A 15,575-nucleotide genomic window follows, 5' to 3' on the forward strand; every position below is an offset into this window, starting at 1 on the left:
CCGACCCCTCGGTCCAACACCTGATCAGCACCGATTGACGCACTGGCGTTGTGAATGCGCCAGGGGGAAAGATGGCCGGATGCCACAGGACATAGACCCGCGCCTGCTGCGTGCCTTCGCCGCCGTCGCCGAGGAACTGCACTTCACGCGGGCCGCGGCCCGCCTGTTCATCGCCCAGCAGGCCCTGAGCCGCGACATCCGCCGCCTGGAAAGCGCCCTGGGCACGGACCTGTTCGTCCGCACGACCCGCCAGGTCACCCTCACGCCCGCCGGTGAACGCCTGCTGCCGTACGCCCGGCGGGTCCTGGCGGCCCACGACGACCTGACGGCGGCCTTCGTACGCGACGAGCGCCCGCTGCTGGTGGACGTGGGCGCGAAGGTGGGCACGGCGTACCGGATCCTGACCCGCACCCGCGAGACGGCCCCCGACCTGGAACTGGTGGCCCGCTTCCACAGCGGCCTGACGGGCGCGGCGGCGGAGATCCTCGCGGGCCGCCTGGACGTCTCCTTCGGCCGGGTGGCGGGCCTCGCCCCGTCGGTCCTGTCCCGCCTGGACCACCGCCCGGTCCGCTACGAACCGATGACGGTCCTGCTCCCGGACGACCACCGCCTGGCGTCCCGCGCGGAGATCCCCCTCTCCGCCCTGTCCGGCGAAACCCTCTACGCGGCCGCCGGCAACCCGCAGACGGCGGAATGGACCGACCTCGCGACACGCCTCTTCGCGGGCCGCGGCATCCACGTCGCGGAGCCGTTCCCGGAGATCGACGGCGAGGAGGAGTTCATCAGGGTCGTCCGCAAACGCCGCTGGTCGGTCTTGGCCAGCGTGGAATTCATCGAACTGCCCGGCATGGTGCTCCGCCCGATCGTGGACCCCGTCCCGCTGTCCCCGATCTCGATGGTCTGGCGACGGGGCCTGCGCCACCCGGGCCTGGAGGCGCTGCACGGGACGGTGGGGACGCTGGCGGCGGTGGATGGCTGGCTGGAGCGGCCGGGGGACACGTGGCTCCCGGAGCCGGATGCGCGGCTCATGTCCGCGGGGCGGTGAGCCAGGGGCTCTCGGGCTTCGGCGGCGCCTTACAGGTCATCCGGCAGGAGCCGGAATGCTTTGTGCTGCGTCAGGGGGCGGATGGCGCGGAAGTCGCGTCTGTCGAGCGTCAGTACTGTCTCCGTCTCGTACTGCTCCGCCAGGACGACGTTCACACAGTCCGCGAGGTCCAGGCGGAGTTCCATGTACTGCGTCTGGACGGTGCGGGCTCTGTGGAGTGTGGCGGCAGCCAATTCTGGAACCAGTACGCGCATGGTGTGTTCCTGCGACAGTAGCCAGTCGATGACGGCGTGCGCGGCCTTCCGGTCGACGTTCCGGGTGATGATGTGCTCGATCTCGCCGAAGACGAGGGGCGAGATCACCGTCGCCGACGCCTCGCGGAAGGCTGCGCGGGCAGCCGCGTGCTCGGGGTCGTCAGTGTTGAAGGCTGCGACGAGGCCGGAGGTGTCACCAATGACGATCATGCGGCGTTGCCGGTCCTGCCGTACTTGCGGCTGGCCGCGTCTGCTGCTGCTTCGTGGATGTCGTCGTCGGTGACGCGGCCGCCGAGGCCGAGTTCAGGGATATCCCAGTCGCCGGACCAGCGGCGAGCGCGTAGGGCGGCGATGCGGAACGCCTCCCGGAAGTATTCGGATTCCGGGCGGCCCTCGCGCGCGGCCGCGTCCTTGATGATCTGGAGGTACTCCTCGTCGACCATGACGGTCGTCTTCTTCAAAGCCATGTGGTTATGGTACCTCCACCAGCAATGGTCAGGCCTGTCATCACCGGGCGTAGGCCGCCCCATCTCGGTCCCACGCGGCTCAGCCGTGCTCCTTGAGTGCTGCAACCAGCTCCCGCCCTTCCTTGGCTCCCTGGCGCAGCAGCATGGCGGCAGTGGTGTGCAACTCGTTCCAGGAGTGGGGTCGGCCGACGCCGGAGGCGTCCGGCAGGCAGCGCAGCGCGACGGTGAGGGCCTCGGCGGCTTCCCCGCTCGATGCCGGCGACATCCGGCTGTGCGAGGCCCACCGCTCGCCGAGCTGCGTCTGGCTCCGAACGGCCCGGGCGTACGGCCAGCGCTGACAAGGAGCGTTGACATATCGTGGCCTGATATATAGGGCCGCCGTTTGCGAAATTCCTGGCAACCTCCGGGTCTGTGGTGAAAGAACTGACGGATCTTGGGCCGTATTGCTGCATATCTGTGCCAAATTCGCCGTGCGCTCTGGCGAGGTCATCCTCGCTACCCCATTCCCGCAATGCGGCGGCGTGTGCATCCTGAGACGCGCGAAGGGCGGTGTCTATGGATCCGCTGTCTGCGTAGGCGTGTTGAGCGGCTTCACTCATTATGTAATTAGTTTCTTCCGCGATGCCGTTCTCCATATACCGATCAGTCCCTCGGTAGATTGGGATCTCGTCATCGCAGCCAGGCGCGAGCCCGAGTGGATCCATCCAAGTGTGAGGGTTGCGGACGTAGGTCGCTGGGTTCGGGGCGGGGGCCAGACCCAACGGGTCCGCTGACAGGTAGCGGGCTGTTGCCGGGTCGTAGTAGCGCTGGACGTTGTAGTGCAGGCCCGTTTCCGGGTCGAAGTATTGGCCCGGGAAGCGGAGTGGGGTGTACGCCGTGCTGTCCGCCGCCCACGTCGTCGTGCCCCACAGCGTGCTGCGGGTGCGCCACGCGATGTCGCCCGTCTCGTCGACCAGTTCTGTCGGGGCGCCCACCAAGTCCGTGACGATGGCGAAGAAGCGGGCGTCGATCTCGCGTTGGGTTGTGGCGTCGGTGATGCGTTCTGTTTGGGAGATCGGGCGCAGGCCCGCGTGGTCCCAGGTCAGCGTGACCGGGTTCGGCAATCCCGGGGCTGTCGTGGATTCCTCCACCAAGGTCGGGCCGTCCCAGGTGAAGGTGACTTCCTCGGTGACCTCGTCATCCGCATTCAGGCGCTGCTTGGCCACGCGGCGGCCGAACGGGTCGTACAGGTAGCGCCACCTCGTGCCGTCCGGGGTGGTCACCTGCCGTAGGCGGTCCTCGGTGTCCCATTCGTAGCGCCAGGTGTCCGGCTTCTTCGACAGGCGGGTCTTCTGGCGGAGGATGAGGCGGCCCGCGGCGTCGTGTTCGTAGCGGTAGGCGCCCGCGCGGGTGATGCGGGTGCCCGTGTAGGCGCGGGTGCCCGTTGCCTCCTGGGACGGGTGGTCGGTGGGCCAGGCCGCCTGGGTCTGGTTGCCGGTCTCGTCGTAGGCGTAGGTCTCCGTCCAGCCATCCGCGTGGACCGCTGTGACGCGGCCCGCCGTGTCCAGGTCGAAGGTGCGGGGGCCGTTCAGGTGGTCGGCCATCCCTGTGAGGTGGCCGTCCTCGCGGTAGGTGTACGTCTTGTGCTGGACCCTGGCCTCGGACGCACCGGTCAGTTCTTGTGCCGTGAGGCGGCCCAGCGGGTCCCAGGTGTTCGTCAGGGTCAGAGTGTCGCCTATGCGGCGGATCGTTTCGCGGCCCGCCGAGTCGTGGTCAGAGGCCAGGGTGTGGCCCTGCGCCGTCAGCGTCGTGCGGTTGCCCGCCTCGTCGTAGACGTACGTGCTGATCGCGCCTGTCGGCGTGACGCGACGTGTGCGGCGGCCCAGTGCGTCATACGTGTGCGTCAGAACCCGGCCCGCCACCATCTCGGCCTTCACCCGGCCCAAGCGGTCGCGCTGGTACACCACCTCCGCGTCCGGTCCCGACGCCGTCATCAGGCGGCCCGCCGCGTCGTAGGTGAAGGTGGTGACGGCCCCTTCGGTGTCCTTGCGGATCGTGCGTCCCGCTGCGTCCCGCTCGTACGTCACCGTCTGATCCATCGGGTTCGTACGGGTGGCGAGGCGTCCCGCCGCGTCGTACGCGTACGCCACCCTGCGGGAGTCGAAGTCCGTCTCCGACAGGAGGCGGCCTGCGGCGTCGTATTCGTACTGCCATGTCAGGCCCTGGGGGCCGGCGACCTCTGTCAGGCGCAGCGACGCGTCGTGGGTGAACTCGTACCGCACGCCGTCTGGGCTCGTGCGGGCGCTCATCAGGTCGAAGTGGGTGTATTCGTAGCCCGTGACGCCGCCTACCGCGTCTTGGTGCGTGACGCAGTTGCCCTCGCCGTCGTACGTCCACCGCTCCTGCGAGCCGTCCGCCGCCGTGCGGGTGGTCAGCTTGCCCTCCACTGACCATGTGAGCCGCGTCGTCGCGCCTGTTGGGTCCACGATGGTCGTGGGGCGGCCGAATCCGTCGCGATGGTAGGTCGTGGTACCGCCCAGCGCGTCCGTGATCTCGACGGGCAGGCCCGCTTTGTCGCAGCGGATCCGCGTCGTCGCCGCCAGCGCGTCGGTGACCGCCGTCAGGTGGCCCATCTCGTCGTACGCGTAGTGGGTGGTGTGGCCGGCCGGATCGGTCGCTGATGTGCGGCGACCCGCTTCGTCGTACGTCTGGTGCCAGGTGGTGCCGTCGAAGCCGGTCAGCGATACCGGGAGGCCGAGGTCGTTGTACTCGGCCGTGGACCGGCCGCCGTCGCGATTGGTGATCGCTGTGAGGTGTCCGGACCCGTCGTACTCATACGTCGTGGTCTGGCCCAGCGCATCCGTGCGCGACAGAACTCGGTCGAAGCGGTCGTACTCGGTACGGGCCGTGTTGCCCAGCGGGTCGATTTCCGCCACGACCTGGCAGAGCTCGTTGACCACGTAGCGGCTGACATCGCCCTCTGCCGTGGTGACCGTGGTGATGCGGTCGCCGGGTTGCTCGGCTGCCCCGTCGTATGCGATCCGCACGGAAACGTGGCCCGCCTCGCCGCCCTGGGCGATGCATCGGTCCTTGTTGTCGTAGACGTAGTCGTAACGGCGGTCGTTGGTGTCGGTCCAGGAGATGACGCGGTGCTCGTCGTCGTAGGCGAAACGCAGGGGCAGGCCGCTGGAGTTGATGACCTCGGTGAGGCTGCCGTCGGTGTAGGCGTAGCGGATCAGCTCCTGGTCGGTGCCGTCGGGGCCGGCGCCCGCCAGGTGGAGGGCGGTGATCCGACCGTCCGCCGTCGTGAGCTTCAGCGTGTATCCGCTGCTGTGGGCAATGGCGGTCGGCGCACCCCCGTTGTCGTACTCGAAGGTGATCCAGTGTCCGCCGCGGTCGGATATCTGCTCCAGACGTGCGACGCCGTCGCCGCTGTTCTCCGCGTCCGCCGGGCCCGCGAAGTGCCGTACCCGCCCGGTCTCCGGCTCGGTGAGGGTGTAGTCGCCGTGCGCGTCCCGTTCCAGCGGCCAGCGCGGGCCTGCCTCGGGGAGCGTGGGCACACCGGGGGCCGGATGCGGGTACGCCAGCAGCAGGCCGTCCTCGCTGACGAAGACGACTCCCTCGGCGTCGATCTCCAGCCGCTGGTCCGCCGTGCTCGTCCACGACGGGCCGAACCAGCGGCCGATCGCGTAGCCGGATTCGGCTTGTCGCTTGAAGACCAGCGGCAACGCACCGGGAAGTGCCACATCCGTCTGCGGCAGGTACATCTTCCCGGTGGCCAGGTTCACCGGGTCCGTGCCGTTCTTGCAGCGGCCCTTGTTGGGGGTCGTTTGTTCGCGGGGACCTCTGTCAAGGGCTTCGCGCCCCGGGCCCTTGGGCAGCCGTGAGTGCTTGGCCGCATTCACCCCCACCTTGGCGCTGCCCAGCCCCTTGGCCCCGAAGACTTCCGGGATCGCGCGGCCGAACCCCTCGCTCGGGTCCTCGGCGAACGCGTGGGCCAGGTTCTTGGCGGTGCCGACCGGGTCACTGGCCGCCGTCACCAGTCCGGCCGCGGTGTTGTTGAGTGAGGTGGCGTACTCGGCCGGGTGTGTGAGGTTGTACGGGTCCGTCGGGTTCAGGGCTCGTACGGTGCCGACGATGCCCGCGGTGCCCTTGATGATGCCGCCGGCGAAATGCTCCGCGTCCAATTTGAGGCCCAGCTTCGCGTCGTCGAGCTGCTCGCGGTACGACGGCTTGGGCGGAGCCGCGTCGTGGGCCTCTTTGATCTTCTTGCGGGCGGCGTCGGCCGCGGCGTTGCGCTGCTTGCGGGCCTCGTCCAGCTTCTCCTGGGCCCGCTCTGCCTTGGCGGGACCGGGATCGTGGAACTCGCCGGGCTTCTTGCCCGGGTCCTCGTCGTTGTCGATGGCCGTGTTGTACGCCTCAACTTTGGCGTTGTACGCCTTCCTGGCCGCCTTGGAGGCTTCCTCGGCCTTCTTGTACGCCTCAAGCGCGAGCTTGGCCTCGTCCTGCGCCCACTTCACCGTGCTGGCGAACGTCCTCAGCGCCTTGGCGGCCTTCTCGCAGGCGTCCGCGGCCTTGAACCACGCCTTCGGCTTGACCGAGACCTCCTCCCGGAAGGCGTCCGCGGCCTTGCCCTTCCAATGCTCCGAGTCCAGGGCCTTGAGGCCGTTGCCCACCTTGTCGAAGGCCTTTTGGAAGTCCTCAAGATGACGTGCCGTCGACCTGATCTTCGACACGCTGCCGTAGACCAGCTTCTTGGGGTCGTCGGTCTGCCCCAGCTCCAGCTCGGAGACGTCCGCGCCCAGGTAGTTCGCGGCCGATTTGGACTTGTCGCGGACCCAGTCGGCAGCGCCGTCCGCGCCGACCTTCTCAAGACCGTCGGCGACCTTGTCGCCGCCCCACTCGATGACCTCGCCGGTTCCCTCGACGACATCCTCGACGGCGTCATCGACGAAATCGGGTGTGATGTCCCATCCCATCAGCCCGCACCCCCTGCTGCGGGCGACTGCTGCTGCGGGTCGATCAGTCCCTTGAGGGAAGCCTTCGAGGACAGTCCGTCACTGGTGGTCTGCCAGGTCTCCTTGATGTCCGACCCGGCCTGCTTGAAGGACTCCGCGCTGTAGTCGGGCCTGTAGGTGTCGGCCGAGAACAGCTCGTCCAGGTCCTTCTTCTGCACCTTTTCCTCGCTGAGGTGCGGATTGCCCGCCACCGCGTTGGCCGCCACCTTGAAGGTGGTCGCGCGGTACTGGTCTTCCTCCCAGTTCAGACCGGCCGCCAGGTCCACTTTCTCCGCCAGCACGCTGGCGTCCTGGATCAGCGCGCGCACGCCCCACTCCCACAGCTCGACGAAGCTCTCGAAGTCCTTGGCGAGCTGGTTGTGTCCGGCCTCCATCGAGGTGAGCGACAGCTCCTCGAACCCGGCTCCCATGAGCGCGTCGGTCTCCGAGCCGATCTCTCTGAGCTCGTTGATCGCGCCCCGAATTCCTTGGGTGAGCTTCTTCACCGACGCCGGATCGAGCGCCAGGTCCGACCCCCGCCGGGCCGTCCAGCGCCGGGATCACCTCGTCCAGCAGCCGCGCGCCCAGCACTGTCCGGTACGGCAAGCCATCGTCGTCATCGGCCGTGGCGCCACGGCGCACCGCGAAACGCACCATGGCCGCTTCGTCGGTGAACGCGTAGATCCAGCGGATCCCGTCCCGGATCGCCGTCATCAGTCCGCCGTCGTCGAGGACCGGTACCAGCACCGCCGTACGCCGGAACTCCCCGACCAGCGCTCCCGGGTCGCCTTCCCCTGCCCGTATCGCCGCTATCTCGTCCGACAAGGTCACGTCGGCCCCCGCCCTCACCGCTCGCAGATCAGTCAGACAATACGACAAGCGTCATCGCGCGTTCACGCTGGGTGGCGGGCTCCGCGTGTCGCGACGCGCCCGGCCTGGAACGGCTCACCGCGGCTCCCGGCACCCCGTGAGAGCAAGGTTTCGTCCGCGTCACCTGCCGCCACAGCCCCGGTAACGCGCCGTTCCTAGCGTCGGACGTCGACACCCCCCACGAACGAGCTGCGAACAGCCCTCTGGAGGCGCGATGACCGGGTCGAGTATCACCGCCGTACGTACGAGGGGACGCTGGATCGAGCAGTGGGATCCGGAGGACGAGGAGTTCTGGCGGGAGAAGGGGGAGCGGGTCGCCAGGCGGAATCTGGTGTTCTCGATCCTCTCCGAGCACATCGGGTTCTCCATCTGGAGCCTGTGGTCGGTGATGGTGCTGTTCATGGGGCCCGAGTACGGGATCGACCCCGCCGGGAAGTTCTTCCTGGTGGCCGTGCCCACCCTGGTCGGGGCCGTGCTGCGGGTGCCGTACACCTTCGCCGTCGCCCGGTTCGGCGGCCGGAACTGGACGATCGTCAGCGCCGCGCTGCTGCTCGTGCCCACCGCCGCCGCCGCGCTCGCGATGGAGCCGGGGACCTCGTACACCACCTTCATGGTGGTCGCGGCGCTCACCGGGGTCGGCGGGGGCAACTTCGCCTCGTCCATGACGAACATCAACTCCTTCTATCCGCTGCGGAAGAAGGGCTGGGCGCTCGGGCTCAACGCGGGCGGCGGGAACATCGGGGTGCCGGTGATCCAGCTGGTGGGGCTGCTGGTCATCGGCACGGCCGGGGCCGCGCACCCGCGGATCGTGCTCGGCTGCTACATCCCGCTCATCGTCCTCGCCACCGTGCTCTCCGCGCTGTACATGGACAATCTCGCGCCGGTGCGGAACGACACGGGGGCGGTGAAGGACGCGGCCAAGGACCCGCACACCTGGATCATGTCGCTCCTCTACATCGGTACGTTCGGGTCGTTCATCGGCTACAGCTTCGCCTTCGGGCTCGTCCTGCAGAACCAGTTCGACCGCACCCCGCTGCAGGCCGCCTCGCTCACCTTCATCGGGCCGCTGCTGGGCTCGCTGATCCGGCCGGTCGGCGGGCGGCTGGCCGACGCCTACGGAGGCGCCCGGATCACCCTGGGCAACTTCGCCGCGATGGCCGCCGCGACGCTCGTGGTCGTCTACGCCTCCGCCGAGCGTTCCCTGCCCGTATTCCTGGTCGGCTTCATCGCGCTGTTCGTCCTGACCGGCCTCGGCAACGGATCCACGTACAAGATGATCCCCGCCATCTTCCAGGCCAAGGCCGTCGCACGCGGCATGGCGGGCGAGGAGGCCGCGGCGTACGGGCGGCGGCTCTCCGGCGCGGCCATGGGGCTGATCGGCGCGGTCGGCGCGCTCGGCGGGCTCGGCATCAACCTCGCCTTCCGCCAGTCCTTCCTCACCGTGCACTCCGGCACGGCCGCCTTCGTCTCCTTCCTCGCCTTCTACGCCGTGTGCTCGGTGGTGACCTGGGCCGTATACCTGCGGCGGGCCGCGGTCCCGGCCGCACAGGTCGCACCGGCCGCCGGGGCGGCCGAAGCCGCCGCCGAGGTCGCCGAGGGCGCCCCGGCGCCGCGCCAGCCCGCCTACGCGGACGTCTGAGTCCCGCGAGACGCGGGCGTAGCAGGAGGGGGATGTACGGTCCGGCCGCTCGGCCGGACCGTACGTCCGTAACACCGGGGAAACCGGGCGGAACCGCGTCCGACACGCCCCGTCGGCAGGATTGCGGACTTCGCCAGGAACTTCGCTAGGAATGCGGACCCCGTCAGGACGCGCGCTGACCACAGCGGATCGGGACGAGAACCATGCACGGACAGCAAGACCGACAGACGCGGCAGGACAGTCACGGAGACGCCGGGCCGCGCGGTGCCACCAGTCTGTACGGTGACGCCGGGCCCGGCCCGCTCGCCGGGTTCACCGTGGGTGTCACAGCCGCCCGCCGCGCCGACGAACTCGGCGCCCTGCTGCGGCGGCGCGGTGCCGCCGTGCTGCACGCGCCCGCCCTCCGCATCGTCCCGCTCCCCGACGACGCCGAGCTCCTGATCGCTACCAAGCAGCTCATCGACGACGCCCCCGACGTCGTCGTCGCCACCACCGCCATCGGCTTCCGCGGCTGGATCGAGGCCGCCGACGGCTGGGGGGTGGGCGACGCGCTGCTGACCCGGCTGCGCGGCGTACGGCTGCTGGCCCGCGGCCCCAAGGTGCGCGGCGCGATACGGGCCGCCGGGCTCACCGAGGAGTGGTCGCCCGCCTCCGAGTCGATGGCCGAGGTCCTGGACCGGCTGCTGGAGGACGGCGTGAGCGGCCGCCGGATCGCCATCCAACTGCACGGCGAGCCGCTGCCCGGCTTCGTCGAAGCGCTCCGGGCCGGTGGCGCCGAGGTCGTCGGCGTACCGGTGTACCGCTGGATGCCGCCGGAGGACATCGGCCCCGTCGACCGGCTGCTGGACGCGACCGTGGCCCGCGCCCTGGACGCCGTCACCTTCACCAGCGCCCCCGCCGCCGCCAGCCTGCTGGACCGGGCCCAGCGGCGCGGCATGCTCGGCGAACTCCTCGACGCGCTGCGCCACGACGTGCTGCCCGCCTGCGTCGGTCCGGTCACCGCGCTGCCGCTCCAGGCCCACGACGTGCCGACCAGCCAGCCGGAACGCTTCCGGCTCGGTCCCCTCGTCCAGCTGCTCACCGCCGAACTGCCGGGCAGGGCACGGCAGTTGCCCGTCGCCGGGCGGCGGCTGGAGATCCGCGGTCACGCGGTCGTGGTGGACGGGGAACTGCGCGCCGTACCCCCGGCGGGGATGGCCCTGCTGCGGGCTCTGGCCCGCCGCCCGGGCTGGGTGGTCGCGCGCGCCGACCTGCTGCGCGCGCTGCCCGGCGGGGGGCGCGACGAGCACGCCGTGGAGACGGCGATGGCCCGGCTGCGGAGCTCGCTCGGCGCGCCGAAGCTCATCCAGACGGTGGTCAAGCGCGGCTACCGGCTGGCGCTGGACCCGTCGGCGGACAGCAAGTACGCGGACTACGCGTAGGCCTGGGACCGGGCCTCGGGCTTGGGCCCCCTGTGGGGCGTTAGTCGCGCGGCCACGGTTACGGGAGTGCCGTTACGGAGTCACAGCCGCCGCGGGCTTCCCGGCCCCGCCCCCCAAGGGCACCCTGGAGTGGCACGCACGCACCCGGCATCGCGCACCGAAGGGGTGACGGAAGCATGACGGCGGCGGCCTCCCACGCGCTGCGGTTCGACGCAGGGCGGATCTGCCTGGATCTGGTCGCCACGCTCGGCGGACGGCTCAGCGCGGAACCGGTCGAACACCTCGACGGGCCCGAGCGGCTCAAGGACTGGCTGCTCGGCTCGGGTCTGGTGCCCCACGGGACACCGCTGGACGCCGTCGACAGCGGCTGGCTCGCCCGGTTCCGGGCCACGCGCGATCTGCTGCACCGCGTCGTGCACACGGAAGTGGACGGCCGGGCCACCGGCGCCGACCTGGAACGCGTCAACGCCCTCGCCGCCACCGCCCCGCCCGCCCCGCGCGCCGTACGGGACGCGGGCGGCACCCTCGTCCGCTCCCTCGCCGCCGCGCCCGACTGCGGGGCGCTGCTTGCCCAGGTCGCCCGGGACGCCGTGGAACTGCTCACCGACCCCGTCGCGCGCGGCCGGCTGCGCCGGTGCGAGGGGGAGACCTGCTCGCTGGTCTACCTGGACGCCTCGCGCGGGCGGCGCAGACGCTGGTGCTCCAGCGAGGTGTGCGGCAACCGCGAACGGGTGGCCCGGCACCGCCGCCGCGTGGGTGGCGCCCGGGCGTAGGTCGCGCCGAGGGGTTCCCCCTACCAACCGATGTGCGGCGCAGCCCCCGGTTTCGGGAAGGTGGGGGTCCCCTCTACCCCCGCAAGGACTGGAGGGAGGGACTGGGGAAAACCCGTCTCGCCGTTGAACAGACCGCGTACCCGATCCGTACCCACGACGACAATGGCAACGCCCTATCGACCCAGGAGGGCCGGGTGCGCCAGGATGCCATGGTGACCGAGAGGACGTCGCCCGACGACGAGCTGATGCGGGCGCTCTACGACGAGCACGCCGGTCCACTCCTCGCGTTCGTCCTCCGGCTGGTGGCGGGCGACCGCCACCGCGCGGAGGACGTGGTCCAGGAGACGCTGCTGCGGGCCTGGCGCAACGCCGACCAGTTGCAGAAGGCCACCGGCTCGGTGCGTCCCTGGCTGGTGACCGTGGCCCGCCGTATCGTGATCGACGGGCACCGCAGCCGGCAGGCCAGGCCCCAGGAGGTGGACCCGGCGCCGCTGGACCTGCTGCCCGCGGCCGATGAGATCGACCGCGCGCTGCGCCTGATGACCATCTCCGACGCGCTCGGCGACCTCACCGAGGCGCACCGGGACGCCCTCGTCGAGACGTACTTCAAGGGACGCACGGTGAGTGAGGCCGCGGAGGTGCTGGGGGTGCCGGCCGGGACCGTACGGTCCCGCGTCTTCTACGCCCTGCGCTCCCTGAAGCTCTCGCTCGAAGAACGAGGAGTGACGGCATGACGCCGCCCGCAGATCACCGGGGGGACTCGGCGAACCAGGGGCAGCCGCCGCGCTCGCCGAATTCGGCGAGCCCGCCGGCCGCGCCGGACTCGCCGCACACCGACGTCGGCGCCTACGCGCTCGGCATCCTCGACGACGCCGACGCCACCCGCTTCGAAGCGCACCTCGCCGGGTGCGACCGCTGCGCCGCCGAACTCGACGGGCTCATGGGCCTGCCCCCGCTCCTCGCCGACTTCGCCGCGTCCGCGCCCGACCCCCAGACGATCACCGCCCGGCCCGGCCCCGAGATGCTCGACCGGCTCCTGGCCGAGGCGGGCGCCAGCCGCCGCAGGTCGCGCAGGCGGCGCCTGTACCTGGTCGGCGCGGCCGCCGCGCTGATCATCGCGGGGCCCGTCGCCACCGCCGCGCTCACCTCCGGCTCCTCCGGAGCGGACCGCCACCCGTCCGTCCAGAGCCTCGCCGAGGAGATGTACCGGCACGGGGAGAAGACCGGGGCCACCGACCCTCGTACCAAGGTGTCCGCCACGGTCGCGCTCGAACAGAAGCCCTGGGGTACGCACGTCGTCCTCAGGCTCGCCAACGTCAGGGGCCCCGAGCGGTGCGGCCTGGTCGCCGTCGGCAAGAACGGCGAGCGGCAGACGGTCACCACCTGGAGCGTGCCCCGGCCCGGTTACGGCCTGCCGGACGGCGACAGCGAATGGAGCAGGAAACCCCTGTACGCCCATGGTGGCGCGGCCCTGGACCGCGATGAGATCGACCGGTTCGAGGTCCGTACGCTCGAAGGCGAGCGGCTGGCCACGGTCAGGCTCTGACTTGCCCGGCTCTGACCACCCGGGTCGGTCGTCCGGGACGGGCCGTCCAGGTCGGGTCGTCCGGACAGGTGCGCACATGCCCTGGTTCGCGTACGGTTGACGGCTGCCCTATGCACAGGAGAAGGGGGCCTGGTGGCTGCGCAGAACGCCACGCACACCGCACCAACGGCGGCGACGCGGGACGGGGACGGACTCCGCGACCGTGAGATCCGGATCGAGCAGAGGCATCTGGACCGGGTGTACCGGCGCCTCGAGGAGAAGATCCACGAGGCGGAGTTCCTGATGGACGACGCCGCGAAACGGGGCCAGGTCGGGACCCCGGGCGCGCTCGCCGAGCGCGACGCCCAGGTGTTCCGGGCCGGGGTCCATCTCAACCGGCTGAACAGCGAGTTCGAGGACTTCCTCTTCGGCCGCGTCGACCTGCTGCTCGGCAAGGACGGCGAGCGCGGGCCGGACGGCGCGTACACGTCCGTGGAGCCCGCCGACGACGCCGTCCGGGAGAACCGGGCGGAGATCGCCGAGACGCTGCACATCGGCCGTCTCGGCGTCCTCGACGCGGACTACGCGCCGCTCGTCATCGACTGGCGCGCGCCCGCCGCCGCGCCCTTCTACCGCTCCACGCCCGTCGCCCCCGGCCGCGTCGTACGGCGCCGGGTCATCCGCAGCAAGGGGCGCCGGGTGCTGGGCGTCGAGGACGACCTGCTGCGCCCGGAGCTGACCGCCACCCTGGACGGGGCGCCGCTGCCGGTCGTCGGCGACGGCGCGCTGATGGCCGCGCTCGGCCAGGCCCGCAGCCACACCATGCGGGACATCGTCGCCTCCATCCAGGCCGAGCAGGACCTGGTGATCCGGGCGCCCGCCGCCTCCGTCACCGAGGTCGAGGGCGGTCCGGGCACCGGCAAGACCGCGGTCGCGCTGCACCGAGCCGCGTATCTGCTGTACCAGGACCGGCGGCGGTACGCGGGCGGCATCCTCGTGGTGAGCCCGACCCCTCTCCTCGTCGCGTACACCGAGGGCGTGCTGCCGTCGCTGGGCGAGGAGGGGCAGGTCGCGATCCGCGCCGTCGGCTCGCTGGTGGACGGCGCGGAGGCGACGGAGTACGACGAACCCGCCGTGGCCCGGATCAAGGGTTCGGCGCGCATGGCGAAGCTGCTGCGGAGGGCGGCCCGCGGAGCCCTGGAGACGCTGCCCGGCGGCGGCACCGCCGCCGGGGCCGCCGGGGGCGGGGTGCCCGACCGGCTGCGCGTCGTCGCGTTCGGGCAGCGCGTCGAGTTGGACGCCGACCAGTTGCGGCGCATCCGGCAGACGGCGCTGGGCGGCACCGCGCCGGTCAACCTGCTCCGGCCGCGGGCCCGGCGGCTGCTGCTCGACGCCCTGTGGAGCAGATCCGGCGGCGACCGGCGCTATTCGGATCCCGAACTGGCCGCCGAGGCCCGTGCCGCGTTCGACGAGGACATCTCCACCGAGACGGAGTTCACCGACTTCCTCTCCGCGTGGTGGCCCGAGCTGACCCCGCGTGCCGTACTGGCCGCCATGGCCGACGAGAAGCGGCTGGGCCGCTGGGCCCGCCGGGTGCTCACGCCCCGCGAGACCCGGCTGCTGGCCCGTTCCCTCAGACGGCTGGGGCCCGGGGGGCACGGCCCGCTGTCGGTGCACGACGTGGCGCTGCTGGACGAGCTGCACACCGTGCTCGGCGCCCCGGCCCGCCCCAAGCGCCGCCAGGCCGACCCGCTGGACCAGCTCACCGGTCTGGACGAACTGACCACTTACGCCGAGCGGCTGGAGGGCGGGCGGCGCTCGCGCGAGGAGCGGCTGGAGCGGCTGCGGGACGAGGCCCGTACGGACTACGCGCACGTCATCGTCGACGAGGCGCAGGACCTGACCCCGATGCAGTGGCGCATGGTGGGGCGGCGCGGCCGCCAGGCCACGTGGACGGTCGTCGGCGACCCGGCGCAGAGCTCCTGGTCCGACCCGGACGAGGCGGCCGAGGCGCGCGCCGAGGCGCTGGGCAACCGCCCGCGCCGCCGCTTCACCCTGACCGTCAACTACCGCAACCCGGCCGAGATCGCCGACCTGGCATCGAAGGTGCTGGCGCTGGCGATGCCCGGTATGACCGCTCCGGAGGCGGTCCGCTCCACCGGCTTGGTGCCCCGTTTTGCGGTAGCGAACGATGGACACAGTGCTGTCGCTGACGGCGGCGCGGACGGCGGTGCTGACGGCGACCTGGGCGACCGGGTCCGCGCCGAGGCGCGGCGGCTGCTGGCCGACGTGGACGGCACCGTCGGCGTGGTCGTCGCCATGGGCCGCCGGGAGCAGGCCCGCCAGTGGCTGGCCGGGCTAGGCGACCGGGTGGTGCCGCTGGGCAGCCTGGAGGCCAAGGGCCTGGAGTACGACGCGACGGTCGTGGTCTCGCCCGCCGAGATCGCCGACGAGTCCCCGGCGGGGCTGCGGGTGCTGTACGTGGCGCTCACACGGGCGACCCAGCGGCTGACGGTCGTGTCGGGCGAGCGGGACGAGCCGGACGCGGCCGGGGTGCCGGACCTGCTCCGCGACTGACCGGCCGCTGGTCCGTCCGGAGCCCCGC

The 15,575-nt window shown here is 71.3% G+C and carries 11 protein-coding genes; 7 read left to right on the plus strand and 4 right to left on the minus strand.

What is annotated here, in order from left to right:
• Positions 1–79 precede the first annotated feature (79 nt).
• A complete protein-coding gene (locus ACQUSR_RS21035; RefSeq protein WP_431044134.1) occupies positions 80–1,045 on the plus strand; it encodes a LysR family transcriptional regulator in 966 nt (321 codons plus the stop codon).
• A gap of 29 nt (positions 1,046–1,074) precedes the next feature.
• Here the strand turns inward: ACQUSR_RS21035 and ACQUSR_RS21040 are convergent, their stop codons facing one another.
• From ACQUSR_RS21040 to ACQUSR_RS21055, 4 genes are read right to left on the minus strand one after another with little or no spacing between them, the layout of a single operon-like run.
• On the minus strand, positions 1,075–1,509 hold the full coding sequence (locus ACQUSR_RS21040) for a PIN domain-containing protein (RefSeq protein ID WP_431044135.1): 435 nt from the start codon (positions 1,507–1,509) through the stop codon (positions 1,075–1,077).
• Positions 1,506–1,766, minus strand: a complete 261-nt coding sequence (locus ACQUSR_RS21045) for a CopG family transcriptional regulator (protein ID WP_431044136.1) — start codon at positions 1,764–1,766, stop codon at positions 1,506–1,508. The genes ACQUSR_RS21040 and ACQUSR_RS21045 overlap by 4 nt, the downstream gene beginning before the upstream one ends.
• The gene (locus ACQUSR_RS21050; RefSeq protein ID WP_431044137.1) at positions 1,757–6,724 is read right to left on the minus strand and encodes a putative T7SS-secreted protein; all 4,968 of its coding nucleotides are present in this window, start codon (positions 6,722–6,724) and stop codon (positions 1,757–1,759) included. Before ACQUSR_RS21050 ends, ACQUSR_RS21045 begins: the two co-directional genes overlap by 10 nt.
• Positions 6,724–7,248 (minus strand): hypothetical protein, encoded by a 525-nt coding sequence (locus tag ACQUSR_RS21055; protein WP_431044138.1) that lies wholly within the window; start codon positions 7,246–7,248, stop codon positions 6,724–6,726. The genes ACQUSR_RS21050 and ACQUSR_RS21055 overlap by 1 nt, the downstream gene beginning before the upstream one ends.
• A gap of 578 nt (positions 7,249–7,826) precedes the next feature.
• Between ACQUSR_RS21055 and ACQUSR_RS21060 the strand changes: the two genes are divergently transcribed.
• From ACQUSR_RS21060 to ACQUSR_RS21085, 6 genes are all read left to right on the plus strand, one after another.
• A complete protein-coding gene (locus ACQUSR_RS21060) occupies positions 7,827–9,251 on the plus strand; it encodes a nitrate/nitrite transporter (RefSeq protein WP_431044139.1) in 1,425 nt (474 codons plus the stop codon).
• A gap of 203 nt (positions 9,252–9,454) precedes the next feature.
• On the plus strand, positions 9,455–10,672 hold the full coding sequence (locus tag ACQUSR_RS21065) for a uroporphyrinogen-III synthase (protein ID WP_431044140.1): 1,218 nt from the start codon (positions 9,455–9,457) through the stop codon (positions 10,670–10,672).
• Between the two features lie 176 nt (positions 10,673–10,848).
• Complete coding sequence (locus ACQUSR_RS21070) at positions 10,849–11,445, plus strand: CGNR zinc finger domain-containing protein (protein ID WP_431044141.1); 597 nt, start codon at positions 10,849–10,851, stop codon at positions 11,443–11,445.
• Positions 11,446–11,654: 209 nt separating this feature from the next.
• On the plus strand, positions 11,655–12,179 hold the full coding sequence (locus ACQUSR_RS21075) for a sigma-70 family RNA polymerase sigma factor (protein WP_431047748.1): 525 nt from the start codon (positions 11,655–11,657) through the stop codon (positions 12,177–12,179).
• Entirely contained in the window at positions 12,176–12,991 is an 816-nt protein-coding gene (locus ACQUSR_RS21080; protein ID WP_431044142.1) for an anti-sigma factor family protein, read from the plus strand. Before ACQUSR_RS21075 ends, ACQUSR_RS21080 begins: the two co-directional genes overlap by 4 nt.
• A 132-nt stretch (positions 12,992–13,123) precedes the next feature.
• Positions 13,124–15,547: a HelD family protein gene (locus ACQUSR_RS21085; RefSeq protein ID WP_431044143.1), complete on the plus strand. Its 2,424-nt coding sequence runs from the start codon at positions 13,124–13,126 to the stop codon at positions 15,545–15,547.
• Positions 15,548–15,575 lie beyond the last annotated feature (28 nt).

Origin of the sequence: Streptomyces sp. P1-3 (assembly GCF_050613155.1) — a bacterium.
Lineage (GTDB): Bacteria > Actinomycetota > Actinomycetes > Streptomycetales > Streptomycetaceae > Streptomyces.